Genomic DNA, 26,639 nt, shown 5'->3' on the forward strand with positions numbered 1-26,639 from the left:
CGGTGCTACCTGTGGCGCCGGGCCGGACAATCCATGGAGACAATGACAATGAGTGATAGACCCGCTTTCCGGACGTTCCTGATCAGCGCACTTGCCTCGACGCTGACATTTTTCGGCGTGGCTCAAGCGGACGAGGTATTCGACCTCAGCCCCGAACAACCGGCCCGCATCCGGGCGGAAAAGAATGATGCCGCCATCGCCGCGATCTCGAAGGATTTTGCCTTTGTCTCGCCCGGCAAGTTCACGGTCGCGGTCAGTCCCGGCGGGCCGCCGCTCGCGACCTATGCGACCGATGCAAAGACCGTTGTCGGGGCAGACCCGGATTATGCCTCCGCCATTGCCGATAGTCTGGGACTTGAACTGGAACTCGTTCCAGTTGCCTGGATCGACTGGCCGCTTGGCCTGGCATCCGGCAAATACGATGCCGTGATCTCCAATGTTGGCGTCACCGAGCAGCGCAAGGAGAAGTTCGATTTCTCTACCTATCGCCAGGGCCTGCACGGTTTCTTCGTCAAATCCGATAGCCCGATCAGTGCGATCAAGGAGCCGAAGGATGTCGCGGGTCTGCGGATCATCGTCGGTGCCGGCACCAACCAGGAGCGCATCCTGCTCAGATGGAATGACGAGAACGTCGCTGCTGGGTTGAAGCTGCTGGAGTTGCAATATTATGACGACGAGGCGGCGAGCCTCCTGGCGGTATCGTCGGGCCGGGCCGAGGTCATCGTCCAGCCGCATGCGCAGCTCGTTTACATTGCTGCACGCGATCACAACATCAAGCGCGTTGGCACCCTGAGCGCCGGCTGGCCGGATCGTTCCGACGTGGCTATCACCACGAAAAAGGGCAGTGGGCTGGCGGACGCCTTAACGGTCGCCACCAACGGGCTGATTGAGAAGGGTGTTTACGCCGGGATTCTTGATCATTGGCACCTCGCTGAGGAAGCCCTGCCAAAATCGCAAACCAATCCGCCCGGTCTGCCGAAATCGTGAAGCCAAAAAATCGAAGGAAGACACGATGAGCAGCATCGCCATCAACCATATCGGCTTTCTGACGCCGGGCAATTATCCCGCCGGTGATCCGTTGTCCGGATTGGAAAAGACGCTGAAGCTTCTCGAATATGGCGAGGAGATCGGTTTTCAGAGCGCCTGGGTGCGCCAGCGGCATCTGGAGCCTGGCATTTCGTCGGCGACCGCGTTTCTGGCGGCGGCAAGCCAGCGCACCAGCCGCATCCAGCTCGGGACGGCGGTTATTCCGATTGGTTATGAAAGTCCGTACCGGCTTGCAGAGGATCTTTCGACGGTCGATGTTCTCTCGCGCGGACGGCTGAATGTCGGATTGAGTGCCGGCCGACCGCTGCATGCCGACCTGATCGCGCCGCTGGTGTTCGACGGTGATTGGGAAAAGTTCGACTTCTCCCACGAACGGGTGCTGCGCTTCGCCGATAACCTGAAGAGTAATCCTGTCGGTGACGAAACAACCGTCATCAAGACGCCCTTCGGACCGCAGCGGCCCCGCCTGCAACCTCATGCCAGGGGGCTGACCGACCGCCTCTGGTATGGCGGCGGTTCGCTACGCTCGGCCGCCTGGGCCGGGCGTAACGGTTTTAATCTTCTGATCGGCAATGTCACGACCGGTGAGGAGACCGATGATTTCTTCGTCGCGCAGTCGCGGCAGCTGGCGGCCTACTGGGAGACCGGCGGGCTCGGCAGGCGTGTCGGGCTCGGGCGTGTCATCATTCCCACTGACAGCGCCGATGCGCAGACCCGCAAGCGTTATCTCGACTATGCGGCGGGGCGAAACGAACGGACGCTGACCCCGCAAGGCGAGCGCCGCACACTCTATGCCCGCGACATTGTTGGTACGTCTGAAGACATTCTGGAGCGGCTGTTTGCCGACCCGATCCTGCCGCATGTCAGCGAACTCAGGCTTGAGCTTCCCTATGAATTCGAAGACGCGGAGTACTGCCAGATTATCCACGACTTTGTCAGCCTTATTGCGCCCCGGCTCGGCTGGATCAACGGCGTTGACCGGCAGAGGCGGACGGCCTGATCAAGGCACAGGTTTTTTCCCATCTCGATACACAGGAATAGCAGGCATTGACCAAAACAATTGAGTACTTCTTCTCCATCGGCTCGCCATGGTCTTATATTGGCTTTGACGCATTTGTTGACCTTGCGGAAAAGAACGGTGTCGAGATCAAACCCTATCTGACGACCGTCGTGGAAGAGAATGGCGGGATCTTTTCACGCAACCGTCCGCAAGTGCGGCGCACCTACTGGATGCGTGATCTGAAGCGCTGGGCGGGCGTGCGGGGTAAGACGCTGATCCTTGAGAACCGTCCGGAGTTGAGCGATCCGGCACCCGCTTCGCTGATCATCATCGCTGCCTATCTCGATGGCAAGGACTGGATCAGCCTGACCCGCACGCTGCAGCATGCCTTTTGGGGGGAGGCAAAGGATATCGGACAGCCGCAAGTCCGCGAAGCAATCGCAAATGCGGCAGGATTTGACGGCGCGGGCCTCCTGCAACGGCAGGCGGATGAAGACGTGCGGGCGAAATGGGCCGCTGACCGCGTACATGCGCTGGAAAGTGGCGTGTTCGGTTTCCCGACATTCCTTTACGACAGTGAGATTTACTGGGGGCAGGACAACCTGCCGTTTCTGGAGCGCCATGTCGCTGGCGACAGACCTTAGCCGCATGAGAATTCGGATCGGCTGACGCCTCCCGGATCGCCGCCAACGAAACGCGGGACAGCTGAGCGGCAACGGCCGTATGCCAAGCAAAGATCGGACCTCATCCGCAATTGCGCGGGCGGCTGCGTTTCCTCATCCCCCGCGTCGGCGTGGCGGCGTAAGCTCGCTGAACTTTACGAGCGGATCAGATAAACCTTCGTTTTCTAGACAAGTTTTCGCCAGGAAGCTTGTTGTTCACGCCGAACTGGCTAAAAGGAGCGGGATCAACCAAGCGCACTTGTCTTGAGAGACGATGGCGCCACTTTCCGTATCCGGCTGTTCGCTTCGCGGTTGAACGCCGACCAGGGACCCGACATCATGCGCGATCTCGTCGCCCGCTTCTTTTCCTATTACCGGCCGCACCGGCGCCTGTTCCTGCTGGATTTCTCCTGCGCGGTGACGTCCGGCTTGCTGGAGCTGGGTTTCCCCATCGCCGTCAAGCTGTTCATCGATGTGCTGTTGCCGACCGGGCAGTGGGGTTATGTCGCGGCGGCTTCGGCTGGCCTGATGCTGATCTATCTCGTCAATGGCGGGTTGATGGCTGTTGTCACCTATTGGGGCCATATGCTCGGTATCAATATCGAGACCGAGATGCGCCGCAAGGCGTTCGACCACTTGCAGAAACTGTCCTTCGGCTATTTCGACAACCAGAAGACCGGCCATCTTGTCGCGCGGCTGACCAAGGATCTCGAGGAAATCGGCGAGGTTGCCCATCACGGGCCGGAAGACGTGTTCATCGCCATCATGACGCTGATCGGGGCGTTTCTCCTGATGTTCTCGGTCAATCCGAAGCTGGCGTTGATCACCGCCCTCGTGCTGCCGCTGACGGCGTGGCTGACGACACGATACGGTGGCCGGATGACCCGCAACTGGCAGGCGCTCTACAATCGTGTCGGTGATTTCAATGCCCGCATCGAAGAAAATGTCGGCGGCATCCGCGTGGTGCAGGCGTTTGCCAATGAAGACCATGAGCGCGGGCTGTTCGAGAAGGACAACCAGCGTTACCGCAAGACCAAGCTTGATGCCTACCGGATCATGGCCGTCTCGACGACGCTAAGCTATCTCTCCATGCGTCTCGTCCAGATGGTCGTGCTGGTGGCCGGCAGCTACTTCGTTCTGAATGGCGAGCTGACGGCCGGTGGCTTCGTCGGGTTCCTGCTGCTGGTCGGTGTGTTCTTCCGTCCGGTCGACAAGATCAATTCGGTCATCGAGACCTACCCAAAGGGTATTGCCGGTTTTCGCCGCTATGTCGATTTTCTCGATACGCGTCCGGATATCGCCGACAGGCCGGGTGCCCGCGATGTCGCCGGGCTGAAGGGCAATATCCGCTATAACAAGGCGAGTTTCGGTTATCGGGAATCGAAGGCGATCGTCAAGGATTTGAGTATCGACATCCGTGCCGGCCAAACGGTGGCTTTCGTCGGCCCCTCGGGTGCCGGTAAGACGACGATCTGTGCCTTGCTGCCGCGTTTCTATGAGGTGACCGGTGGTTCCATCACCATCGATGATATCGACATTCGCGATATGAGCCTGCGGTCGCTTCGCAATCATATCGGCATCGTCAGCCAGGATGTTTTCCTGTTTGCAGGCTCCCTGCGTGAAAACATCGCTTATGGCCGGCTGGATGCCACCGAGGCGGATATTGTCGAGGCGGCCCGCAAGGCGCGGCTTGAAGGCGTCATTGCCGACCTGCCACAGGGGCTCGACACGGTTGTCGGCGAACGCGGTGTGAAACTGTCAGGCGGCCAGAAGCAGCGCTTAGCGATCGCTCGCATTTTCCTGAAGAACCCGCCGATCCTCATTCTCGACGAAGCGACATCGGCGCTCGACACCGAAACCGAACGTGCCATCCAGCAATCCTTGGCAGAGTTGTCGAAGGGACGAACCACGTTGGTGATCGCCCATCGGCTGGCAACGATTACCCAGGCTGACCGCATTCTCGTCGTCAACGAGGGGGCGATCGTTGAAGACGGAAGCCATGCTGAACTCCTGAGCATGAACGGGCTTTATGGCCGCCTCAGCCAGATGCAGGCCGGGTAGGACGCGCCGCGCACGGGAACCTTGGCGGCGGTCGGGCGTTGTGTCCACTGTTCAACAAGGAGAAGAACATGCGGTGGATTTCAAAGCCTTTACTCGCGGGGGCGATGCTTCTGACGGGAGCCGGCTTCGCTTCGGCCGGTATGATGGCAACGACGGCGACGGACCTGACGGTCTATTCCGGACCGGGCGCGGACTATCCCTCCGTTGGTATCGCCACGCGCGGCAGCTCTGCTGCCCTTGACGGATGCCTTGAAGGCGAAAGCTGGTGCCGTATCGACGTCAACGGTTTGCGCGGTTGGGTTTACGCACAGGAATTGACGGTCGATTATGACGGTGCGCCCGTTGTTGTCCAGGAACGCCGTGCCGATCTTGGTGTTCCGGTGGTGAGCTATGAAAAGACCGTGGTCGTCGATGGCCCTGCTTCGCCGGCACCTGGCGATGAACTGTTGGGCACCGTCGATAGCAGCGGCGCAATTATCCCGCCGCCGGAAGTGCGGACCTATATCGATGGCGCGCCGACGGAAACAGTTACGTATGACGGTGACATCGTCGTCGGAGCCACGCTCCCCGGTGACATGGTGATCACGCAGGTGCCGAATTACCAATACAGCTATGTGCGCATCAACGATCGGCCGATGCTGGTCGATCCGCAGAGCCGCCGGATCGTTTATGTCTACGAGTAACCAGAGCGCAGAACGGGCCGCGGAAAACGCGGCCCGGTACAATATTGTTCCGGCGCGGGGATCGTCATGACCTCGCGCACGCTTATGATTGCTGTCATTGCACTGATTGTCGGTTCGATCCTGAGTATCCTCGCCGTTCAGTATTTCTCGCCAAACGAAGGTGCCAATAGCACCGTGCCACCCGACCCACTGACGGTCGCACCGGAAAATGCTGCCGAGGAGACGAAATAGGTCGGAAGCCTAGCATTATTGAGGGCTCGCCCAGCCTTATGCCCCGATTGCAAAATCCCGCCGCAGGGCTGCCTCACACGCTCTGGTCAAAGCCGCGGGGTCGCGTTCTCCACTCTGATAGAGCCGGACAATGGCAGCGGCACAGATTTGCATGTCCGCGTCTGAGCCCGTGGTCTGATGCGTTTTGCAAAACTGCTCGAAAACCTGCCGCAGCGCGTCGATATCCTCACTGCAAAGCGCATCGGCCTGCGGATTGAAATATGCCATTGTTGTTCCTCCTTTGAGGATGGACCTGCTGTCCGGGTACGGTCATTGCTGAAAGCGTGGCCGTGATGCCTGCAGTGTAGCGCGATTTGAGTTTGGCGCTATTCACTAAGACATGTGTGCCGCCGCCCCGATAGTTTTTTTCGTCAGGCAACCTTTTGCGTTTTCATGCTTTTTCCCCAGACAAGGGAAAATGCTATGGCCGCGTTCTACTTCAAGGTAATCGACAATGACGGCACAATTCCGGCCGATGATGCTTTCGATTTTCCGGATCTCACCGCAGCGATCCGCCAGGCCAAGATCGTACTGGCTGAAATGGCTCTCGACGGATTGCCGGAGGATCCGGTCAAGGCTCTGGAGATCGAGGTGCTCAATGCCGATCACAGGCCAGTCGTCAGGATGAAGCTGGAATTGCAAATCCTGTGGTCTACCGGGTGAACGCCGCGGTTCCGGTATTTTCTGCTTCGATTGCCTGTACGGCTTTCAGTATCGCCGGAACAACGAGCTGCGCCCCTGAAGCGGACGGGTGATCATCGTCGATATAAAATACCTTCTCCGCACTCAGGCTGTTGATGCAGCGATCCTTGATGAAGCTGTTGCAGAAGGTATCGGCGGGGCGCACGCGGAACAGGTTGGGATGGGAGAGCGCATCGAAGGCTGCGATGACTGCACCGTTTCGTTGCTGGTAGCGATCGTAGCTTGTGCTGAATTCGAGATTGCTGACACCGGACATCGCGCTTTTTGCAACGACGTCCGGAACGTTCCATCCGGCCTCCGGGAGGGGGTAGACGAGCACGACGTTATGGCCGGTGGCGAGATAGGCTTGGATGTCTGCCACATATTGCTTCAGCACCCGCGCCTTGCGCGCCGGGTCATCCTGCTTGGCCTGTTCATCAAGCCGGTCGAACAGATCGACATAAGTGGGTTGTAGCGATTCGATGCCACCTTCACCATTGTCAAAGGGCGTTCCCTCGACATAGAGGCTCCAGCGGCTGGCCATGATGATGGTTTGCATGCCGCTCGTGCGGATGTAATCCTCGATGCCAGTGAAAAACGGGTTGCAGCGAAACTTGTATTTCGGATTGGATACGTAGAACCCGGAAAAGCCGACACAGGCTGAATGCGCCATCACATAGAGATCGATATTGGCCGCATCAAAGCTGCGCAGAGCTTCGCCGCCAAGGGCGCCGGCATGCGAATCGCCGATCAGGATCGTCTTGCTGCTGGCCGAGTGTTTGGTCAGGCATTGCCGGACAGGATGGGGCAGGGAGGCTTCGCCCTTATCGAACAGGCAGGTATCCATGACGGGATCGTGATGTTCCTGCTCGGCAAGGGCTGTCAGCGCGGCTTGCGGCAGGCGAAACTGCAGGCCGTTGCTTGATGTGCCGTAGAAACCGATGCTTATGAAAAGCAATGCCGCGATACCGCTGGTAGTGAGAATGCGGGCGGGTGTCGGCAGAAGCCGCGCCGTTCCTGTGGCGCGGAACGGCGTTTCGACAAACCGCCAGGACAGGTAGGCGAGGCCAATGGAAGCAAGGGCGAGGAAACTCATCAGAACCAGCGATGGTTCCGTGATGCTGCGGATACGCGCGAAAGCAAAAACCGGCTGGTGCCAGAGATAGAGGCTGTAGCTGATCAACCCGATGCCCACCATCGGGCGGGTCGAGAGCAGCCGCGCGGTCAGGGTGCCTTGCGCGCCAAAGAGGATGATCAGGACCGCACCCATAACGGGGACGAGTGCATAGAGTGAGGGAAAAGGCGTCGTCTGATCATAATCGAAGATGGAGAAGATGATGATGGCCAGTCCGGCGAGCGACAGGGTGTTGCTCCTGTACTGTTTGCCGCCAGTCAGCAGGAAGGCGCAGAGCGAGCCCGCCAGTAGTTCCCAGGCGCGCGTGTTCGGCAGGTAGAAATTGGCCGTCTCGAAATTGATCGAGCCGTATTGGGCAAGCAGGAGGCTGGCCAGGGCCACGGCGCTGATGGCGATGATCAGTGCCCGCCGTCCGAAACGCCACAGCGCCATGACAAACAGCGGGAACAGCATGTAATACTGCTCCTCAACGGCAAGGCTCCAGGTGTGCAGCAGCGGCTGTTCTTCCGATGCGGCCGCGAAATAGCCGCCGCTTTGGTGCCAGAAAAAGAAATTGGAGGCGAACAGGCAGACGGCGATGATGCTGCGGGCAAAGCTTGCCATCTGCTCTGGCAGCATCCACACCCAGGCGAACGGCAGGCAGCATAAAAGTACGAAAAACAGCACGGGCAGGATGCGGCGAGCGCGGCGCTCGTAGAATTTGAGCAGCGAGAAATGTCCCTTGTCGCGTTCTGCGATGATGATCGAAGTGATCAGATACCCGCTGATGACGAAGAAAATATCGACGCCGACAAAGCCGCCACTGAACTGTTGAAAACCGGCATGAAATAGCACCACAGGTATAACAGCGACGGATCTGAGCCCGTCGATTTCGCGGCGATAGTTCATGGCTGGCCCCGGCGAGATCCAAATGCTGGATGGTTTCGCAGGATGCGACTGCTTGATGGCAAGGATCAAGTCCGTCTTTCGAAAAAGAATGAAAAACCAAGAACATATGTTAGCAGGAGAGGCTTTTAGGCAGCACTAGGCGCCGCTGGGTGCCTCTCGCTGTGGCGTTAAATCCCTGCGGCAGGTGCCTAAGAGCAGTTGCTGCTAAAACTGGCGGGACTTTGCTGCTGCAGGCCCCGCCAGATTTGTCGTCTTCAGTCGCGGAACAGTTTCCAGCGTGTCGGCCGGAAAGCGATGCGCGAATGGTCGGATGTGACTTTTTCTGGCGGCAGTTCGATCTCGACCTTGCTGTTGGCGGCGCCGATGTCGAGTTCGACATGACGTGTTCCGGCAACGCGGCGGGTCATGGCGACGAGACCCGCGATGCAGCCACCGTTACCATCGAGAAGCTCGATATCATGCGGGCGGAAATAGAGCTGGGCCGGACCGTCAGCCTCACCCAGTGCACTGACGCCGATCGAATGCTCCTTGATCCAGAGTTGGCCGTTTTCGACCCGCACGCGCAGGATGTTGGACTCGCCGATAAAGCCGAAGACGAAGGGTGAATTCGGTGTGTCGTAGATTTCATCCGGTGTGCCGATCTGTTCAATCTTGCCCTTGCTCATCACGACGACGCGGTCGGCGAGTTCCAATGCCTCATCTTGATCATGGGTGACGAAAACCGTCGTATGGCCGGTGCGGTCATGGATTTCGCGCAGCCAGCGGCGCAACTCCTTGCGCACCTGCGCGTCGAGTGCACCAAAGGGCTCGTCAAGCAAAAGGACATTGGGTTCCACCGCCATCGCACGGGCGAGTGCTACGCGCTGGCGCTGGCCGCCTGATAGCTGAGCCGGATAGCGTTTTTCAAGGCCGCTGAGTTGAACGAGGTCGAGCAGTTCGAGCGCGCGCTTGCGGATCTCATCTTTGGAGGGCCGGCGGCCGGCCGGGCGGATCGTCAGGCCGAAGGAGACATTGTCGAGCACAGTCATGTGGCGGAACAGGGCATAGTGCTGGAACACGAAACCGATATTGCGCTGCTGGACAGTCTTGCGAGACGCATCTTCGTTGCCGAAATAGACGGTGCCTTCGGTCGGGCTTTCCAGGCCTGCAATCAGCCGCAGCAGCGTCGTCTTACCGGAGCCGGAGGGCCCAAGCAGGGCAATCAATTCGCCCGAACGGATATCGAGCGAGACGTCGTTCAGCGCCGGAAAGCGGCTGAATTCCTTGCGTATGTTTTGAACGCGAACTTCCATATGGACTTGACCTTTCAGTGCCGACGGCTCGCCGCGATCTGGGCGCTGTACTTCATTTCAAGCAGCGACTTCAGAACGAGGGTGAGGAGCGCCAGCAGGGCGAGAAGCGTTGCAACGGCAAAGGCAGCAACGAAATTATATTCATTGTAGAGAATTTCCACCTGCAGCGGCATGGTATTGGTCAGTCCGCGGATATGTCCGGAAACGACGGAGACTGCGCCGAACTCGCCCATCGCCCGGGCATTGCACAGCAGGACACCATAAAGCAGGCCCCATTTGATGTTGGGTAGCGTGACATACCAGAAGGTCTGCCAGCCGCTTGCACCGAGTGACAGGGCTGCTTCCTCGTCGCTGGTTCCCTGTTCCTGCATCAGCGGGATCAGCTCTCGGGCAACGAAGGGGAAGGTGACGAACACTGTCGCAAGCACAATGCCGGGAACAGCAAACAGGATCTGTATGCCGTGGCTTTGCAGCCATGGTCCAAGCAGGCTGTGGGAGCCGAACAGGAGGACGAAGACCAGACCGGAGATGACCGGCGAAACCGAGAAGGGCAGGTCGATCAGGGTGGTGAGGAACGCCTTGCCCTTGAATTCGAATTTGGCAATCGCCCAGGCTGCGGCAACGCCGAAAACCAGATTGAGCGGCACGGCGATGACGGCTACGAGCAGCGTCAACTCGATCGCTGCAAAGGTTTCCGGGTCCGACAATACGGTGAAAAATTCGCCGGGGCCGTTGCGCATGGCTTCCGTAAACACCGCTGCGAGCGGCAAAACGAGAAACAGCGCGACGAAACAGAGCGCAATGCCGATCAGGCCGTAACGCGCAAACCGGCTTTCGGAGGTGGCGACCCGGACCAGTTCAGTGTTTCCGGTGCCGGTGGTTGTAGCATCATGCGCCATAGCCGTACCTCTTTCTGCTCCAGGCCTGGATCATGTTGATGATCAGCAGCATGGCAAATGAGATGATCAGCATGACGGCGGCGATGGCGGTTGCGGCCGGATAGTTGAATTCTTCCAAGCGAATGACGATCAAGAGAGGGGCGATTTCCGAAACGTAGGGCAGGTTGCCCGCGATGAAGATGACCGAGCCGTATTCACCGACGCCACGGGCAAAAGCCAACGCAAATCCGGTCAACACCGCTGGCGCAAGGCCCGGCAGAAGCACGCGGCTGATGGTCTGGAAGCGATTGGCGCCCAGCGTTGCTGCGGCCTCTTCCACTTCCTTGTCGATTTCTTCCATGATCGGCTGCACGGTTCTGACGACGAAGGGTAAGCCGACGAAGACGAGCGCGAAGACAATGCCGATGGGCGTGAAAGCGATCTTGATGCCGAGCGGTGTCAGAAGACTGCCGATCCAGCCGTTCGGAGCGTAAAGTGTTGTCAGCGCGATACCGGCAACGGCGGTGGGCAATGCGAAGGGCAGGTCGACCATGGCGTCGATGACACGCTTGCCCGGAAACCGGTAGCGCACCAGCACCCAGGCAAGGATGACACCGAAGACGACATTGATAAGGGCCGCGACAAAAGCGGTGCCGAAACTTATGCGTAGCGCGTTGATCGTGCGCTGGTCCGTGGCGAGTGTCCAGAATGTACCCCAGCCCAATGCGCTGGAGCGCCAGGCAAGGCCGGATAGAGGAATGAGAATGATGAGTATGAGCCATGACAAAGTAACGCCGAGCGCCAATCCGAATCCCGGAATGACGCTCGGCTGCCTGAATTGCCACAGCGGAGCTGTGCGTGCGGTCATGTAGTTTTATTGCCCCGGCTTGTAGATCTGGTCAAACAGTCCACCGTCCCCAAAATATTTTGGCTGAGCTTCCTTCCATCCGCCGAATTCGTCAATAGTGACGAGCTTCACATCGGCAAATCGCTTGATGTCATTCGGATCGGCGACTTCCGGCTTGAAGGGGCGATAGTAATGTTTTGCCGCAATCTTCTGGCCGACATCCGAATAGAGGTACTGCAGATAGGCTTCCGCCACTTTGCGCGTGCCCTTGGCATCGACATTGCCATCGACCAGCGCCACCGGCGGTTCAGCCTTGATCGAGATGGATGGCGTAATGATGTCGAAATTGTCCGGGCCGAGCTCTTCGAGAGAGAGATAGGCCTCATTTTCCCAGGCAAGCAGAACGTCGCCAAGGCCACGCTGTACGAAGGTCGTGGTCGAGCCACGTGCGCCGGTGTCGAGGACCGGGACATGTTTGAAGAGTTGCGTCACATATTCCTGCGCCTTGGCATCGTCGCCACCATTGGCGGCACGCGCCCAGGCCCAGGCCGCCAAGAAGTTCCAGCGGGCACCACCCGAAGTCTTCGGATTCGGCGTGATAACCTGGATGTCATCCTTGACCAGATCACCCCAGTCCTTGATGCCCTTCGGGTTGCCCTTGCGCACGAGGAAGACGATGGTCGACGTATAAGGCGCGCTGTTGTTGCCGAATTTGGTCTTCCAGTCCGCCGGAATCTTGCCGGTTTCCTTGGCGATGGCATCGATATCGGCTTCGAGCGCCAACGTCACCACGTCAGCTTCCAGTCCGTCGATCACCGCGCGAGCCTGCTTGCCCGATCCGCCATGTGACGCCTGAATCGTCACCGTTTCGCCCGTATCCGTCTTCCACTTTTCAGCGAAAGCCGCATTGAAATCCTTGTAGAGTTCGCGCGTTGGGTCGTAGGAGACATTGAGAATGGTCGTATCGGCAAAAGCAACGCCGAGCCCGCCGATCTGGATGCTGGAGGCGAGAAGTGCCACCGTAATGAATCTCGTGAGTTGTTTCGCTCGCATGCCTACCTCCGTTGTTAGCAGGTATACTCTATTCATTAGGTGGAATATTATAACGCAGAACTTTCCTTTTCCTAGATCAGCCGGAGAAAGTCCTGCCCTCGGCAGGGGCCAATATCGAAATCATTTGCCTCAAAATGGCCATGATGAGCGCCTTCGCGAAACGACGTTACCACGCCAGCGCCGATCTAGGAACGTCAATCATACGGGAATCCGATGAAGCCTCGGCGCCGCGCGACCAGCTTGAGCGACCGGTCGGGCATGACCACGTAGGTCTCTTCGATCCGCTCGCCATAGGGGCCGTAGAAGTTATTGTGCAGGGTGCTTCCAATCGGTGCTTTCCTCAGCTTGGTACGAGGTTGGCCGCCATAGGTAATGCTGCCGGGGATCGGCTCCGGCCCGCGATAGGATCCATCATAGGATTGCGTCTCGACGCAGGATGCAAGAAACAGGGCGGCAAGGGCCGCAACGATCATTTTTTTCATTGTCGAACTCCCAACCGGGATCACCGGATCCCTTCCGTCTTTGACATAACGTTTCTGTACTGATTTTCCAGCCAGTGCATTCAGGCTGCCTATTTACTGCGAGACCGGTACACCGGATCTCACGGGTGACAGGCGAGGCTCCCTGAATGCCCGCAAATGAATGCTCGTAAATTGGCAACATCGAACAGTGGGTTCTCAGGAGAGATGTCATGGCAAATGCGCGCGAAGGTGTTATTCGCCGTGGTAACGCCGAAATTGCATGTGAAACAGGCCGCCAGCACGATAGCCGAGCGATAACGTCTCGCAGCGCTGGTGCGGGATTGAATAAGGAAAGAAACTATGGCGGACGCCGTCGATATATGCGCACCGGAAGATGTCCTGTCGTTCTGGTTCGGCGAGTTGCAACCGCAGGACTGGTTCAAGCCACATCCGGCACTCGATAGCCAATGCGAACAGCGTTTCCGGTTGACGCATCGGGAATTGGCGCGCGGGGTACCGCCGGAATGGCGTGCCACGCCGATGGCCCGGCTTGCCACCATCGTTCTGTTCGATCAGATGCCGCGCAACATGTATAGAGGAACACCGCTGGCCTTCGCGACCGACGGTCTGGCCTTGCGGGAGGCATCACTCGCGCTCGAGGCGGGAGCGGATCGGGGCCTCTCCGTTGATCAGTGCGTCTTTCTCTATCTTCCGTTCGAACATTCTGAAAACCTTGTCGATCAGACGCGATCGGTGGCGCTTTTCACCGATCTGGGTGATGCCAATTATCTGGATTATGCCATTCGTCACCGCGAGGTTATCCGCCAGTTTGGCCGGTTCCCACACCGCAACGCGATTTTGGGACGTGTGTCTACGCCGGCGGAAGTGACGTTTCTCTCTCAACCCGGGTCAAGTTTTTAACTTCTCGGGGAAAGCCGATTTTGCATCTGGCCGCGGGCCGGCTTATGGAGCGCCAAACTGTCCGCGCCGCGTCCTGATTCTGTTTCAGGGTGCGTCTGCCGGAAAAGGGATATGTAATTGCCGATGATGTCGAAACTCTTTGCCGCCTTTCTATGTTTGTGGATGTTTACCGCATCGGGTGCCGTCATGGCACAGGAGCAGGCCGCCAAGCCCGCGCCGCAACCGGCCGCTGCGGTGGCGAGCCCACAGGCGCAGGCTGCCGAGCAGTTGGAAGTGGCGCGCAAGAACCTCGCAAGGCTTGCCGATCAGATAAAAAATGCCGCCGATGACGATAGTCGTCTCGCCGAGTTGAAGGTCGAGGTTGATGCGGCGACCAAGCAGATCATAGCGATATCGGTCGCCACCCGTCCGCGCTTAGACGAAATCAAGGCGCGGCTTGCCGAATTGGGCGATCCGCCAGCGGAAGGCGCGCCGCCGGAGACGGATGTCGTTACGCAGGAGCGCAAGCGTCTTCTTGCAGAGCGCGGCGAAATCAACGCCCTGACGGGAACGGCTGAGGACCTGTCGGTTCAGGCAACCAAACTGTCCAACGGCATTACGGCCACCAGGCGCGCGCTGTTCAGTAATACCCTTCTTAAGCACACCGACATCAATGGGCCGATGGTGATGGATGCGATCGCCTCCCTCTCGCTGGAGCGGCAAGCCTTTACCCGGACAGTTGGGAGTTGGTTGACGTTCGCCTGGAATTTCAAACGCTTACAATTGCTGTCGGCCTTGTTTCTCTCGCTCTGTGCAGCACTTGTCCTGCTTGCCGGCATGCGGAAGCTGTTTTTTCCATTGATCCATCGTGAACTTCTCAGCGAAGAGCCGGGCTACATTACCCGGCTGTCGGTGGCGTTCTGGTCGACGATGATTCCCACATTGGCAATGGGCGCTTTTGCCGCGACCAGTTATTTTTTCCTTCAGGTTTTCAAGGTGCTGCGGCCGGATATTGCGCCGATCATCTCGGCTATATTGGCAATTTCCGTCGTGCTGGTGTTTGTCTCGACGCTGTCAAACGCGGTTCTGGCGCCAAAGCAAAATACCTGGCGGCTGGTGCGGGTTTCCGATCATGGGGCCCGCCTGCTGGTCTTGTCGATCTTTGCCATGGCACTCGTCAACGTGCTGGACTATGTGGCGGGGACGATCAGCGAGGTTATGGGTTCGCCCGTCGTCTTCACTGTCGTCAAGAGCCTGATTGCTACGATCATCATCGGCCTGATCCTCATGGCGATGTCGCTGATCAAGCCGATCGTTCCGGCAGGTGAAACGCTGGACGGTCAGGGCAGGCCATGGCCACGAGCGGTCAAGCTGCTGTTCGTTCTGACCGGTATAGCGCTGATCCTCGCGACACTGGCGGGCTACGTCGGTCTCGCTCGCTTCATCGCCACCCAGATTGTCATCACCGGCGCCATCCTGGTGACGATGTATATTGGCATCCTGACCGGCAAGGCCGTTGCCAAGCAAAACGCGCTCGCCGATACGGTCGTTGGCCGCTATCTCGAAAAGCGGTTTGGACTGGAACAGGTTGCGCTCGACCAGACCGGTTTGGCCGCTGGACTAGGCATCTACATGCTGGTGGTCCTGTTCTTCATTCCGCTGATCATGTTGCAATGGGGTTTCCAGATCGCCGATATCGAGGCGTGGGCGTACCGCATTTTCACTGACATCAACATTGGCAGCATCAAGATCTCGATCGTTGGCATCCTGGCCGGGATACTGCTGTTTGCTGGTGGATATGTCGTCACACGCTGGTTCCAGCGTTGGCTCGACGGCAATGTGATGGCGCGCAGCCGCGTCGATACGGGGGTGCGAAACTCCGTCAAGACCGGCATCGGCTATCTCGGAATCGGCCTAGCCGGGCTCATCGGCGTTTCAGCGGCAGGGTTTGACCTGTCGAACCTTGCGCTTGTCGCCGGTGCCCTGTCTCTCGGCGTTGGTTTCGGCCTGCAGAACATTGTTTCCAATTTCGTCTCAGGGCTCATCCTTCTTGTCGAGCGGCCATTCAAGGTGGGAGACTGGGTGGTGACAGGAACCACCGAAGGTTTCGTCAAGCGCATCTCGGTTCGCGCAACCGAGATCGAGACATTCCAGCGTCAGACGATCATGGTGCCGAACTCGCTGTTCATCAACGCCTCGGTTGGCAACTGGACGCACAAGAACAAGCTTGGCCGGTCGGATATCCCGGTGACCGTCAGCTATAACAGCGCGCCGCGGCAGGTGATGGACACGCTGCTGCAAATTGCCGGCGATCATCAACTGGTGTTGAAAAACCCGGCCCCACAGGCTGTCTTCGCCGCCTTCGGCGATTCGACCATGACCTTCGAATTACGGGTCTACCTGGCGGATATCGTCAACGGCAACGGTGTCCGCAACGATCTCCGGCTGGCGATCTATGAACGGTTCAAAGAGGAAGGTCTCGGCGCACCCTTTCCCAAGGAGGAACTGGAGCCGGAGTCATTGCCGCCAGGTCCGGAATCCGACGCTGCGGCCCTGCAGGCGGAGAATGCTGGCCCTGCCACGATAACGCCGCTACCTGTGGAAGCCTTCAAGCGCAGTGGAACGCAGCGGCGGCCCCGGCGGGTTACCATCGACGGGGCTGCTGAAAAGGATTGAAATCCCACCTGCAGAGAAACAAGAGCGATGGTTGACAAGTGTCAGCCATCGCAACTGTGCCGGTGATGTGGGCTTCTCCGTCGTGAAGCCTGCCTGCTCGCGGATCTCTACGATTTGCGCCCAAGACGCCTCTGGTCGTGCAGCATGATGATTATGTCGTAGACAGGCTCTAGTGTCAGCGGCGCAAACTCTAAAATCCGTTTTCAGTATTCAATCAGGGTCGTGGGCAATGGCAGAATTTCCGCAAAAGGCGAAGGTCGTCATCATCGGTTTGGGTGGCATCGTGGGCGCGTCGATCGCCCACCATCTCATCGAGCGCGGATGGGACGATATCGTGGGTATCGACAAGTCGGGCATCCCGACCGACATCGGCTCGACGGCGCATGCGTCGGATTTTTGCTACACGACGAGCCACGACTTCCTTTCGGTCTGGACGACCCAATATTCGATCGATTTCTACGAGAAGATGGGCCACTACGCGCGCATCGGCGGCCTCGAAGTTGCGCGTACAGGCGACGACACCTGGATGGAAGAGATCAAGCGCAAGCTTTCCTCCGCCAAGGCTTTTGGCACCCGCGCGCATTATGTCTCGCCATCCGAAATCAAGGCAATGTTCCCGCTGATCGAGGAAGATCAGGTCATGGGCGGCATGTTTGATCCGGATGCCGGCCTTGTCGTGCCGCGCTCACAGACGGTTGCGGGCAAGCTCGTCGATGCTGCCGAAAAATCCGACAAGCTGCAGGTCTATGGCAACACGCCGGCCAAGTCGTTGATCGTCGAGGGCGGCCGCATCAAGGGCGTCGTCACCCACCGCGGCACGATCATGGCAGATCATGTCATCGTCTGCGCCGGCATCTGGGGACGCCTCATTGCCGAAATGGTTGGCGAAGACCTGCCGGTCATGCCGGTCGACCATCCGCTGACTTTCTTCGGCCCCTACAACGAATTCGAAGGTACAGGTAAGGAAATCGGCTTCCCGCTTTTGCGCGACCAGGGCAACTCGGCCTATATGCGCGACACCGGTGACCCGAAGACCACCGAAGGCGGCCAGATCGAATGGGGGTATTACGAAACCACCAATCCGCGCCTTTGCCACCCGCGCGACATTCTCGAAAAGCATGAGGCGCGTCTGTCACCATCGCAGCGCGATCTCGACATGGAGCAGATTCTTGAGCCGCTCGAGCGTGCCATGGAGCTGACGCCTATCCTCGGTGAACTCGGCTACAATGAAAGCCACTCCTTCAATGGTCTGTTGCAGGTGTCCGCCGGTGGTGGCGCATCCTGCGGTGAGAGCCAGAAGGTGCGGGGGCTCTGGTACTGTGTCGCCATCTGGGTCAAGGACGGCCCTGGTTACGGCAAGTTGATCGCCGACTGGATGACGGACGGACGCACCGAGATCGACCACAACTCGATCGACTATGCTCGCTTCTACCCGCATCAGCTCGAAGAAAAATTCATTGAGGGCCGCACTTACGAAGCCGCGCAAAAGATCTACTTCCCGGCCGTGCACAATCGCGAGCCCTATGCCACCGGCCGCAATATCAAGCGCTCGCCGTTCTACGAACGTGAAAAGCAGCTCGGTGGCTACTTCATGGAACTGGGTGGCTGGGAGCGTGCCCACGGTTATGCCGCCAATGAGCATCTCTTGGCAAAGTATGGCGACAAGGTCCCCGTGCGGGAAAACGAGTGGGACAACCGCCACTTTTGGCGAGTCTCGAATGCCGAGCATCTGGCGATGAGCGAGGATTGCGGCATCGTCAATCTTTCGCATTTCCACATGGTGGATATCGAGGGCCCGGATCATGTCGAGCTGCTGGAGTGGCTGTGCGCTGCGAAAATCGGCGGCGACGGCAATATCGGCAAGGGCATCTACACCCACTTCCTCGATGACGAGGGCATGGTGCGGGCCGACTTCACCGTCATCCGCATGGCCGACCGTTGCCGCCTGATCAACGGTGCCGATGCAGGCCCCCGCGACTTCCACTATATGCGCCGTATTGCGCAAGATCGTGGCCTCAACGTTACGATCACCGATGTGACCGAGAAATTCATCACGATCGGCATCTGGGGGCCGAACGCACGCGATACGCTGAAGAAGGTCGTGGCGGATCCCGCCGGCCTCGATCCGGAAAACTTCGCCTTTGCCGCGATCAAGCAGATCGAAATCGGCGGCAAGCCGGTTACCGCCTTCCGCATCTCGTATGTCGGCGAGCAGGGCTGGGAACTGCATATGAAGTATGAGGACGGCCTTGCGGTCTGGGATGCGCTGCGCGCGACCGGCGTCATGGCCTTCGGTGTCGAGACCTATGCCAACTCGCGCCGCATGGAAAAGAGCCTGCGTCTGCAGAACGCCGACCTTCTCACCCAATACAACCTGATTGAATCGGACCTTGCCCGCCCCAAGGTCAAGGAAGCGGATTTCCGTGGCAAGGCGAAGCATCTGGAATACAAGGCGCGCGCGCATCAGCCCGCCATGCTCTGCACGCTGGTCATGACCGAAAATACCGACAAGGCCGGGGTGAAGCGCTACCCGCTCGGCAATCTGCCGGTCATGGATCCGGAAACCGGCGAAGTCCTCATCGATGAACTCGGCCGTCGATCCTACACGACCTCCATCGCGTTTGGCCCGACCATCGGCAAGAACATCGCACTCGCCTATCTGCCGCACGCCTATTGCCAGGAAGGCCGCAAGCTCAACATCGAGTATTTTGCCGAGACCTATCCGGTCGAGGTCGTCGGGATCGGCTACAAACCGCTTTACGATCCGGAAAACCTGAAGCCGAAGAGCTGATCTTCGTCGGCTTTCAAGACTTGGATATGGCGCATCTATTCATTTGAACGGATGCGCCATTTTTCATGCCGGCGTTTTGGTGCGCATTGCCGTTGCATTCAAAGTGTAGCTTGCGATGAACGCTGGTTATCCAGGCTATTCAGCCCCTATTCAGCCGCCCTGCAATATTTATCATGCAATTTCACTCGTGTGCGTTAGTCTAATGCGGGGTGAAAAAGGCGTCTTGTCTTTTCCGGGACTATCGCCCGGAATTGCAGGGTGCCCAAAAAAGGGGCGGCGCCAAGGCGCTGATTGGCAATGAAAACATTCGTAAGTGCATGGGTTCTGACTGTCATGATGACGCTTCCGGCATGGTCAGCCACCGTGACCAACAAGGATGCCGAGGCTGCGGTGCTTGTCGTCGTCGAGGGCGAAAGCCGAATGGAAGTCGCCATCAGCGCGGGCGGCACGGAATCGATCTGCCCGAGCGGCTGTTTTATCACGACGCCGAGCGGCGACCGCATCGGCCTGCAGGGCGATGAAAACATCGAGATCCAAAACGGCTCCGCCGTCGTCAAATAACATCGCTCCTGATTGGTTCGGCTGTTGGTGCGCACGCCTGTTTGGGTGCGTAGAGGTGCGGTTTTGCCCGTCTTGTTTTGCAGGAATGCAGTCTGCTAATTCAGCGCCGATTAACGACTGAGAAAACCTTTCTGCGTAGCTTGGCCTCGGGGACAATCTTTTCAGATAGGCAATCAATGTCATTTTTTGGCGTGTCCGGAATGTACTATTCCGGTGAATCCTTGCAGCAGCACCGCATCGTGCTCGCCGAGGATTCCAACCTCTTCTCCGCCATGGTCTCCAAGAGACTGAAGGAACTTCTCGACATCGATGTGATCGTCTGCCGCGACTATGACGACCTGCAGTTTTCGATCGAGAATGCCTCCTTTCCGGCGACGCTCGCCATTTCCAACATCAATCTGCCGGGTGCCGAGAACGGCGAGGCGCTGTCCTATCTGATCGATATGAGTGTGCCGACGATCGTCTTTACCGGTACTTTCCAGGAAAGCACCCGCGAGACCATCCTTGCCAAGGATATCGTCGATTATGTCATCAAGGACAGTGTTTTCGCGGTTGATATGCTGGCGGAATCCGTCTGCCGCTTCCTGACCAATCACAAGCACCATGTGTTGATTGTTGACGACAGCCCGACGGCACGCGCGCTCTTGACGACACAGCTGAAGCGCTACAATTTCCGCACCAGTTCGGCTGAGAGCGGAGCTGCAGCGCTTGAATTGCTGAAAAAGCACCCGGATATTGGCCTGGTGATCACCGATTACAACATGCCCGATATTGACGGATTCGAACTGACCCGCCGCATTCGTGGCGCCTATGGTCCGCACCAGCTGCGCATTATCGGCGTGTCTTCTTCCGTAAACCGGCTCTTGTCTGCACGCTTCCTGAAGGCGGGCGGTAACGATTTCATGCTGCGTCCGTTCGTCAATGAAGAGTTTTACTGCCGCGTGAACCAGAACCTTGATACGCTGACCAAAATCCAGACTTTGGGTGCAAAGATCGCAAAGAAAGCCTGAGCATACTATCTTATTGCTAAATTAGAATTTTAGACTGCCGGAAATGTGACATTTTTGTGTTTCCGGCAGCAAAACGTAATCATTCGACCTGATGATTTAACCAAATCGCAAGTGCATGCCAGTTGAATGGAGTGGAGGGACAAGGGGTCTCGCTCTGCTTCGAACAGGGCGACTATCCGCATAACGATAATATTATGAGAGCCAGCGTTTGGTGACAGGAACGCCTGCGGCTCACTATGGGATTGACGAAACGTGAGCTTTCGCAAGGCGCCGGCGCGGGGGAACCATATCCAGAAGCATTCGGGTAAACGAATGCTTCTGGTCGAGGATTCTCGTATGTTCGCGACGGTTCTCAAACACGGCCTGGAAGCCGCGCACGGCGTCGAGGTCACGCATTGCGCCTCCCTGGAAGCGCTTCGCCAAGCTGTTGAAGCGGGCGACTGTGACTATTCGGTCGCCGTTCTAGATCTTAATCTGCCGGATGCGCCCAACTGCGAAGCGCTCGAATATGTAATTTCCCAGAACATCGCCGCGATCGTTTTTACCGGGTCGTTCAACAGCAGCACGCGCGAGGATATCCTCTGCCGCAGGGTTGTCGACTGCGTCATCAAGAGCCAGCCGGATTCGATCAGCCATGTGATCGCAGTCGTCGATCGGGCTCTGACCAATGTCAAAACGAACGTGCTGCTGGTCGATTCCGATCCCGCGTCGCGTGCGGAGCTTTTGGGGCAGCTGCGGCAACAGCAGTTTTGCGTGACGCCGGCGAGCGGCGGAACCGAAGCGTTGCATCTGCTTGATACCAGCGATTGTTTCGATCTGGTCGTCACCGATTTTTCTCTGTCGGACATGTCCGCCTATACGCTGCTTGGCGAAGTCCGTCAGCGATATGGCGAGGATACGCTCAGCGTTATAGCACTTGCTGGCGCGGATGACCGTCAGCATGCGGCACGGTTCCTTCAACGAGGCGGTACCGAATTCATCCAGAAGCCGTTCCTGACCGATGAGTTCAATAGCCGGGTATTTCAGGTTGCCAGCATTCAAAAGCGTATCCAGGCTCTGCATGGCATCGCTGCGCGCGACTATCTCACCGATATCTACAACAGGCGCTATTTTTTCCAGCATGGGCCGCGGCTGGTCGAGCAGTGTTTGCGCCGCGGCGAGACGACCTCGATTGCAGTTCTTGACATCGATCATTTCAAGCGCCTGAACGATACCTATGGCCACGAAGTTGGTGACCTGGTGCTGAAGGCTGTCGCCAAACGGCTGCGTGGCCTAGTCGGAGAGGATCATCTGCTGGCCCGTCTTGGCGGCGAGGAGTTCGGAGTTCTGTTCAACGGGCTTGATGTCGCGGCTGCCAGCGATTTCTGCGAGATGTTGCGGCTCGATCTGGCGCAGGCAAAGGTGATTGCCGACGACGAGGAACTGTCCGTTACCGTGTCGATTGGCCTTGCGACGATCGAAGGGCTTGAAACCTTCGACAACTACCTGAACGCCGCCGACCAGTTTCTTTACATGGCGAAATATGATGGACGGAACCGGATTGTCTCCGAGCTGACCCTGCTCAAATCCATGGCGTCATAAGCTGAAACGGCACCGGCAAGATACCGGCACCGTTCCCTGTCCTGAAATTGCGATTGGCTACCGCGCGGCCTGTAGGGTCAGCTTGCGCTCGGCGCGCTCTTGCTGCGGCGAGCGGTTGTAGAGTTCGCGATAACACTTGGAAAAGTGCGAGGCCGAAACGAAGCCGCAGGCGACCGCCACTTCGACCACCGGCATGGCAGATTGCACCAGCAGGTGGCGGGCGCGATCGAGGCGGATCTCCAGATAGTAGCGGGCAGGGGAACGGCCCATTTCCTGGCGGAACAGGCGCTCGATCTGACGGCGCGACAGGCCCGCGCCGTCGGCGATCTCCAGAAGCGACAACGGTTCAGAGAGGTTGCCCTCCATCAGTTCGATGATCGACAGGACCTTGGCGTTCTGGACGCCGAGGCGGGCGCGAAGCGGAAGCCGCTGGCGGTCATGCGGTCCGCGCACGCGGTCCGTCAGAGCCTGTTCGCAGACGCGGTTGACGAGGTTCTCGCCGAAATCCTGGTCGATCAGGTTCAGCATCATGTCCAGCGAGGCGGTACCACCGGCGCAGGTGTAGATGTTGCTGTCGATTTCATAAAGATCGGCATACACATCGACCTGCGGGAAAGTTTCTGCAAAGCCGGGCAGGTTTTCCCAGTGAATGGCGCAGCGCTTGCCCGTCAAGAGGCCCGCCGAGGCCAGCACATGAGCGCCCGTACAGAGGCTTCCGACCGAGACGCCGCGATTGTAGACTTCGCGTAGCCAGGCATTGACGGACTTGTTGTTGAAGTCCTCGACATAGATGCCGGAACAGACCAGTACCATTGATGGGCGGTTTTCACCGCCGAGAAATTTCCGTTCGTCGGCAAGCGAGGTATTGACCTCCAGGCCAATGCCGCTCGATGACAGCACCTGGGTGCCGTCCGTCGAGGAAAGGCGCCACGTATAAGCCTCGTAGCCGAGCATACGGTTGGCGATGCGTAGCGTCTCGATCGCCGCAGAAAATGGCAGCATCGAGAAGTTGGGCACGAGAAAGAAGACGAGAGATCGCTTTTTGGTCAGTGGCTTGTTCATCGAAGGTCCCATGCGCCGCAGATGTCGCATTTGTCACGTGGAAAAGCCTGAGCGAGCTTTCCTGAATGCGACATTGGCATGGACGCCAGCGACTGGGAAGAAATAAATACCGCGTCTTTCACGTCATGTGCCGCAGAAAGCGGCGAAATGGTCAGAAAACTACCAAAAGCTTCGTTATCCATGACGGAAATGTCGCATTCTGGTCTTGCCTCTCGGAGTTGTACCTCTGGTGTTTGGCGCATTTGCGGATGTGGAGTAGACCGTTTGCGACCCGCATCGGCGGCTGTGAGAGGTGTCGGAAATAGGCCATGCGATTTGCGTTGTTCGCAACAGGCAAAAAGGGCATTCCGCCGTTCTGGCCGAAATGCCCCTTGCTACATAGGATTGACGGTTGTTCGACCTGGCTGACCGCCACAGGCTGTTTTTGCCGGCATCATGTCTTCGATGCAGTACCATTGGTCCTGTCGGCGGAGGGGAAGCCGATGTCCTTCAGCGTATCGTAAGAGAGGCCTGCCAGGGCCCGCTCGGTGCGATAACGCTTCCACGAGGCGACGGCGCGCGCACGCAGGCTGAAGAGAGGCGAGGCGAAGGACGAATGTCTTGCCTTTGCGCTGTGTTCTAAACTGAAGAATGCCATTGTTCTGGTTCCTTTTGACTGGGAGGTATCAAAAGGTCGCGACCATGAGAGAGTAATGCCGGATAGCCACTCATCATTCAATCGAATATAATTGATCTCTTACATCAAATATCATGATGTATGGAGATTGCTGGAATGCCCGTGCGGCCTGGTTGAGAATCCTGGAAGAAACGCCCGCTTGCGGTGATTTTTCTAGGATTTTTCATCGTTTTTTGCGGGGGATCGTCAGCCGGTAATAACCTACTTTGACCGGCAGTCTGTGCAGCCATGGCCGTCTTGACCAGATCGAGAGCCGCCTCCGGCGGTGTTCCCTTCGACATTTCGGTCTTAACGCGCCGCAGCCAGAGTTTTAACTGTGTATCGCTGAAAATTGGACCGGATGTCATTTGTGGGTCTCTGAATCGAATAGAAGAGAATCATGCTCATGTTTTTTACACTGTCAAACCATGTGCTTTTGCTGTGAGATTCTACGGGCGTTTTGTTGCTTCAACTGGTATTTTTCATTGATGATTATCCGTAGTTGAAAATAAGCACTAAAATAGACAACGTTAAAGTGTCAATTGTGACAAGGCTGGAGCCGTATAATGAAACCACAGTCTCATATCGTTGATCTTCTCAATGCTGCTAAATTGATGGCGGATAACCAGTCCAACACCCTGTTGAGCTACATCATCAATATGGCGATGATCGAAGCTTCGACTGGCGCTGGCATCAGGAAGAACGAAGACGGAAAGACTGGCGTTGACGCAGCCTGAAGCTGCTCAATACCGACAACAATCAGGTGGCCATTAAACACCAATAGCCGATGGCTGATACCATCGGGACTTTTGAAGGGCTGGTCGCGAGACTGGCCTTTGTTCGTTTGCAGCAGTTTTGCCGCAGGATCGCCGGCAGTTGCTGCCTGCCGGCGATGGTTGCAGCACGTCAGCACGCCGTGCTGCGTAGCTGGATCAATCCTCTTCCTGGAACACCGCCTCACGCTTGGCCTTGACGGCGGGCAGGAAGACGACGACCAGCACGGCAAGGGCGATCAACAGCAGGATGGCGCTGATCGGCCGTGTAACGAAGGTCGTTGCGTCGCCGCGCGACAGGATCATGGCGCGGCGCAGGTTTTCCTCCAGCAGCGGTCCAAGAACGAAGCCGAGCAACAGAGGTGCCGGTTCGCAGCGCAGCTTGACCAGCGCATAGCCGGCCAGACCGAAGAACGCGACGGCATAAAGGTCGTAGACGTTGGAGTTGACGCTGTAGACCCCGATCGAGCAGAAAGCCATGATGATCGGGAAAAGCACGTAGTAGGGGATCGTCAGCAGCTTTACCCACAGGCCGATGAGCGGCAGGTTCAGCACGACCAGCATCAGGTTGCCGATCCACATCGAGGCGATGATGCCCCAGAACAAGGCGGGTTGCTCGACCGCGACGTTCGGGCCGGGGACGATGCCCTGGATGATCATCGCGCCAACCATCAGCGCCATTACCGGGTTTGCCGGAATGCCAAGCGTCAGAAGCGGGATGAACGATGTCTGGGCGCCGGCATTGTTGGCCGATTCCGGGCCGGCGACACCAGCGATCGCGCCGTGGCCGAACTCCTCCGGTGTCTTCGATATGCGTTTTTCGACCGTGTAGGAGGCGAAGGCAGCAAGAATGGCGCCACCGCCGGGCAGGATGCCGAGCGCCGAACCGATGACCGTACCGCGCACGACCGGCGCAAACATCCGCTTGAAATCGTCCCGGGTCGGCAAAAGGCCGCTGACCTTGGCCATCAGCACGGTGCGGGTTTTCTCACCCTCAAGATTGCGCAGGATCTCGGCAACGCCGAAGACGCCGACGGCGACGGCAACGAAGTTCAGCCCATCGGCATATTCACGGATGCCAAGCGTGAAGCGTGGCGTGCCGGTGTAGATGTCCGTCCCGACCAGCCCGAGCAACAGCCCGAGCGCAACCATCGCCAGCGCCTTGACGATCGAGCCGTGCGCCAGCGCAATCGAAGAAACGAGGCCGACGATCATCAGCGAGAAATATTCCGCCGCGCCGAACTGAAGGGCAATTGCCGTCAATGGCAGGGCGAAGATCGCCACCAGGAAGGTCGAGACCGTTCCGGCGAAGAACGATCCGAGCGCTGCGATCGAGAGAGCGGCACCGGCCCGGCCTTTACGCGCCATCTGGTAGCCATCGATAGCGGTGACAGCGGATGAGGATTCGCCGGGCATGTTGATCAGGATGGCGGTGGTCGAGCCACCGTACTGCGCTCCGTAGTAGATGCCGGCGAGCATGATCAGCGAGGAGACAGGCTCCAGCTGGAAGGTGATCGGCAGAAGCATGGCGATGGTAGCAGTGGCGCCGATGCCGGGCAGAACGCCGATCAAAGTACCGAGCAGCACGCCGATCAGGCAGAAGAGGAGGTTTTCGGGTGAGCCGGCGGTGGTGAAGCCGAGGGCGAGATTGCTGAAAAGTTCCATCGTGATG

General features: G+C 58.0%; 25 protein-coding genes and 1 pseudogene. 14 read left to right on the forward strand and 12 right to left on the reverse strand.

Going from position 1 to position 26,639, the window contains the following annotated elements:
• Positions 1-48 precede the first annotated feature (48 nt).
• From ASD36_RS21180 to ASD36_RS21210, 7 genes are all read left to right on the forward strand, one after another.
• Complete coding sequence (locus tag ASD36_RS21180; protein WP_060506164.1) at positions 49-987, forward strand: ABC transporter substrate-binding protein; 939 nt, start codon at positions 49-51, stop codon at positions 985-987.
• Between the two features lie 25 nt (positions 988-1,012).
• Entirely contained in the window at positions 1,013-2,047 is a 1,035-nt protein-coding gene (locus ASD36_RS21185; RefSeq protein ID WP_060506165.1) for an LLM class flavin-dependent oxidoreductase, read from the forward strand.
• A gap of 47 nt (positions 2,048-2,094) precedes the next feature.
• Positions 2,095-2,691 carry a DsbA family protein gene (locus ASD36_RS21190; RefSeq protein ID WP_060506166.1) on the forward strand — a complete coding sequence of 199 codons (597 nt, stop codon included), beginning with the start codon at positions 2,095-2,097 and terminating at the stop codon, positions 2,689-2,691.
• 357 nt (positions 2,692-3,048) lie between these two features.
• On the forward strand, positions 3,049-4,770 hold the full coding sequence (locus ASD36_RS21195) for an ABC transporter ATP-binding protein (RefSeq protein ID WP_060506315.1): 1,722 nt from the start codon (positions 3,049-3,051) through the stop codon (positions 4,768-4,770).
• A 68-nt stretch (positions 4,771-4,838) separates the two neighbouring features.
• Entirely contained in the window at positions 4,839-5,453 is a 615-nt protein-coding gene (locus tag ASD36_RS21200; protein ID WP_060506167.1) for a DUF1236 domain-containing protein, read from the forward strand.
• A 66-nt stretch (positions 5,454-5,519) separates the two neighbouring features.
• A complete protein-coding gene (locus ASD36_RS30735) occupies positions 5,520-5,684 on the forward strand; it encodes a hypothetical protein (RefSeq protein ID WP_156393893.1) in 165 nt (54 codons plus the stop codon).
• A 462-nt stretch (positions 5,685-6,146) separates the two neighbouring features.
• On the forward strand, positions 6,147-6,386 hold the full coding sequence (locus ASD36_RS21210) for a hypothetical protein (RefSeq protein ID WP_060506169.1): 240 nt from the start codon (positions 6,147-6,149) through the stop codon (positions 6,384-6,386).
• Here ASD36_RS21210 and ASD36_RS21215 read toward each other — a convergent pair.
• The 6 genes from ASD36_RS21215 to ASD36_RS21240 all read right to left on the reverse strand — a co-directional run bounded on the left by ASD36_RS21215 (position 6,376) and on the right by ASD36_RS21240 (position 12,979).
• The gene (locus ASD36_RS21215; protein ID WP_156393894.1) at positions 6,376-8,427 is read right to left on the reverse strand and encodes an acyltransferase family protein; all 2,052 of its coding nucleotides are present in this window, start codon (positions 8,425-8,427) and stop codon (positions 6,376-6,378) included. The two genes, ASD36_RS21210 and ASD36_RS21215, sit on opposite strands and share 11 nt — an antisense overlap.
• A gap of 254 nt (positions 8,428-8,681) precedes the next feature.
• On the reverse strand, positions 8,682-9,719 hold the full coding sequence (locus tag ASD36_RS21220) for a sulfate/molybdate ABC transporter ATP-binding protein (RefSeq protein WP_060506171.1): 1,038 nt from the start codon (positions 9,717-9,719) through the stop codon (positions 8,682-8,684).
• A 14-nt stretch (positions 9,720-9,733) separates the two neighbouring features.
• Positions 9,734-10,618, reverse strand: coding sequence for a sulfate ABC transporter permease subunit CysW (cysW, locus tag ASD36_RS21225; RefSeq protein ID WP_060506172.1), 885 nt, complete (start codon positions 10,616-10,618; stop codon positions 9,734-9,736).
• A complete protein-coding gene (cysT, locus tag ASD36_RS21230) occupies positions 10,608-11,465 on the reverse strand; it encodes a sulfate ABC transporter permease subunit CysT (RefSeq protein ID WP_060506173.1) in 858 nt (285 codons plus the stop codon). The genes cysW and cysT overlap by 11 nt, the downstream gene beginning before the upstream one ends.
• Positions 11,466-11,471: 6 nt before the next feature.
• The gene (locus ASD36_RS21235; RefSeq protein ID WP_060506174.1) at positions 11,472-12,497 is read right to left on the reverse strand and encodes a sulfate ABC transporter substrate-binding protein; all 1,026 of its coding nucleotides are present in this window, start codon (positions 12,495-12,497) and stop codon (positions 11,472-11,474) included.
• Positions 12,498-12,691: 194 nt separating this feature from the next.
• Complete coding sequence (locus ASD36_RS21240) at positions 12,692-12,979, reverse strand: hypothetical protein (RefSeq protein WP_060506175.1); 288 nt, start codon at positions 12,977-12,979, stop codon at positions 12,692-12,694.
• A gap of 339 nt (positions 12,980-13,318) precedes the next feature.
• Between ASD36_RS21240 and ASD36_RS21245 the strand changes: the two genes are divergently transcribed.
• The 6 genes from ASD36_RS21245 to ASD36_RS21270 all read left to right on the forward strand — a co-directional run bounded on the left by ASD36_RS21245 (position 13,319) and on the right by ASD36_RS21270 (position 22,477).
• Positions 13,319-13,879, forward strand: coding sequence for a DUF924 family protein (locus tag ASD36_RS21245; protein ID WP_060506176.1), 561 nt, complete (start codon positions 13,319-13,321; stop codon positions 13,877-13,879).
• Positions 13,880-14,002: 123 nt separating this feature from the next.
• Complete coding sequence (locus ASD36_RS21250) at positions 14,003-16,534, forward strand: mechanosensitive ion channel family protein (protein ID WP_060506177.1); 2,532 nt, start codon at positions 14,003-14,005, stop codon at positions 16,532-16,534.
• Between the two features lie 229 nt (positions 16,535-16,763).
• Complete coding sequence (locus tag ASD36_RS21255; RefSeq protein ID WP_060506178.1) at positions 16,764-19,325, forward strand: FAD-dependent oxidoreductase; 2,562 nt, start codon at positions 16,764-16,766, stop codon at positions 19,323-19,325.
• A 297-nt stretch (positions 19,326-19,622) separates the two neighbouring features.
• Positions 19,623-19,886 carry a hypothetical protein gene (locus ASD36_RS21260; RefSeq protein ID WP_060506179.1) on the forward strand — a complete coding sequence of 88 codons (264 nt, stop codon included), beginning with the start codon at positions 19,623-19,625 and terminating at the stop codon, positions 19,884-19,886.
• Between the two features lie 176 nt (positions 19,887-20,062).
• Positions 20,063-20,896 (forward strand): response regulator, encoded by an 834-nt coding sequence (locus ASD36_RS21265; protein WP_060506180.1) that lies wholly within the window; start codon positions 20,063-20,065, stop codon positions 20,894-20,896.
• 336 nt (positions 20,897-21,232) lie between these two features.
• Positions 21,233-22,477 carry a diguanylate cyclase gene (locus tag ASD36_RS21270; RefSeq protein ID WP_162246397.1) on the forward strand — a complete coding sequence of 415 codons (1,245 nt, stop codon included), beginning with the start codon at positions 21,233-21,235 and terminating at the stop codon, positions 22,475-22,477.
• 57 nt (positions 22,478-22,534) lie between these two features.
• Here ASD36_RS21270 and ASD36_RS31550 read toward each other — a convergent pair whose 3' ends face one another.
• The 5 genes and pseudogenes from ASD36_RS31550 to ASD36_RS30745 form a co-directional block, all read right to left on the reverse strand.
• On the reverse strand, positions 22,535-22,747 hold the full coding sequence (locus ASD36_RS31550) for a helix-turn-helix domain-containing protein (protein ID WP_244482351.1): 213 nt from the start codon (positions 22,745-22,747) through the stop codon (positions 22,535-22,537).
• 300 nt (positions 22,748-23,047) lie between these two features.
• A pseudogene (locus ASD36_RS31560) lies at positions 23,048-23,569 on the reverse strand (DJ-1/PfpI family protein); the annotation flags it as partial.
• Complete coding sequence (locus ASD36_RS30740) at positions 23,536-23,721, reverse strand: hypothetical protein (RefSeq protein WP_156393895.1); 186 nt, start codon at positions 23,719-23,721, stop codon at positions 23,536-23,538. The pseudogene ASD36_RS31560 and the gene ASD36_RS30740, both read right to left, overlap by 34 nt.
• 251 nt (positions 23,722-23,972) lie before the next feature.
• Complete coding sequence (locus tag ASD36_RS21285; RefSeq protein ID WP_060506183.1) at positions 23,973-24,176, reverse strand: DUF1127 domain-containing protein; 204 nt, start codon at positions 24,174-24,176, stop codon at positions 23,973-23,975.
• Positions 24,177-24,280: 104 nt separating this feature from the next.
• On the reverse strand, positions 24,281-24,562 hold the full coding sequence (locus ASD36_RS30745; RefSeq protein ID WP_156393896.1) for a hypothetical protein: 282 nt from the start codon (positions 24,560-24,562) through the stop codon (positions 24,281-24,283).
• A 198-nt stretch (positions 24,563-24,760) separates the two neighbouring features.
• Here ASD36_RS30745 and ASD36_RS30750 point away from each other — a divergent pair, with 198 nt between their 5' ends.
• Complete coding sequence (locus ASD36_RS30750; protein WP_156393897.1) at positions 24,761-24,931, forward strand: hypothetical protein; 171 nt, start codon at positions 24,761-24,763, stop codon at positions 24,929-24,931.
• Positions 24,932-25,126: 195 nt separating this feature from the next.
• Here ASD36_RS30750 and ASD36_RS21295 read toward each other — a convergent pair whose 3' ends face one another.
• The gene (locus tag ASD36_RS21295; RefSeq protein ID WP_060506185.1) at positions 25,127-26,632 is read right to left on the reverse strand and encodes a tripartite tricarboxylate transporter permease; all 1,506 of its coding nucleotides are present in this window, start codon (positions 26,630-26,632) and stop codon (positions 25,127-25,129) included.
• Positions 26,633-26,639: the final 7 nt, after the last annotated feature.

Origin of the sequence: Rhizobium sp. Root1334, from assembly GCF_001426665.1 — a bacterium.
Lineage (GTDB): Bacteria > Pseudomonadota > Alphaproteobacteria > Rhizobiales > Rhizobiaceae > Pararhizobium.